The following is a 1,147-nucleotide window of genomic DNA, read 5'->3' on the forward strand; positions in this document are numbered from 1 at the left end:
CCTATAAATTATCTTACATTGCCAAAGATGGTGTTGTAACAGCAAGTTCTCTTGACGGTGTTGGAACAGCACTTGCAGGACTTGATAGTAATATCAAGAATGTGAATCAACGTATTAAAGAAGTATCTCAGGGCGTTGCACAGGATTCTTTAAATTGGAGCAAGGATGCAAATGCCTTTTTAGCGCAACATGGAGATAAAGAAGAAAACAGCAAGATTACATCTCTTAAAGGTGGCGTTATTAGTTCTCTCTCAACCGATGCCATTAATGGTTCCCAGCTTTATGCTTTGGGCAGCAGTGTTGCGCAGTACTTTGGTGGTGGAGCAAGTTATGAGAATGGCGCTTGGAGTGCACCAGTCTTTAAGTTTAAGGCTGTTAAAGAAGATGGTGTTTCCATTGAAGATAAAGAATATAGTACAGTTGCAGAAGCATTTACGGGCGTAGGAAGCTCTTTTGAGAAACTTCAAAAAGAGTTTAGCCAAAGCATCACCAATATTACGCAAGAAGTTCAAGGTGATGCGTTGATGTGGAGTGATGCTGATAAAGCCTTTAGTGCTCAACACGGGAAAGATGGAGCAAAAACGGCGAGCAAGATTACGTCTCTTTTAGATGGAGCTATTTCCAAGGGCTCGACGGATGCAGTAACAGGCGGTCAGCTTTATTCGCTGAATGAGCAGCTTGCGAGCTATTTTGGAGGTGGCTCTGGTTATGGTGAGAATGGAAAATGGACAGCGCCTACTTTTAAAATTAAGACAGTTAAGGAAGATGGAGAATCAGAAGAGAAGACGTATTCCACTGTAGCTGAAGCATTGGCTGGAGTAGGCAATTCTTTCACGAATATAAAAAATGATATTACCAATAATATTACCACTGTCGTTAGCGATAGTCTTGTTAAGTTGGATGAAAAAACAAATCTGATCAAAATAGGTGGTGAAAAATACGGTAATGTAGTTAGTATTGCTGATCAGGACAGTAAGGATAGAACTCTTTCGGGTGTTAAGGCGGCAGAGAAAGATAATGAAGCGGTTAATAAGAAACAACTCGAAGACAGTTTGAAAGGTCTTTCTAAGGATCTTCAGTCGGATGATTCAGCGGTTGTCCACTATGATAAGACAAATGATGAAAGTGGCACTATTAATTATGGGAG

At 40.5% G+C, this 1,147-nt stretch carries 1 pseudogene; it reads left to right on the forward strand.

What is annotated here, in order from left to right:
• Positions 1–1,147: pseudogene (locus tag CER18_RS10160) on the forward strand (Vomp family autotransporter); the annotation flags it as partial.

The organism is Bartonella tribocorum, from assembly GCF_002777915.1.
GTDB classification, from domain to species: domain Bacteria; phylum Pseudomonadota; class Alphaproteobacteria; order Rhizobiales; family Rhizobiaceae; genus Bartonella; species Bartonella tribocorum_A.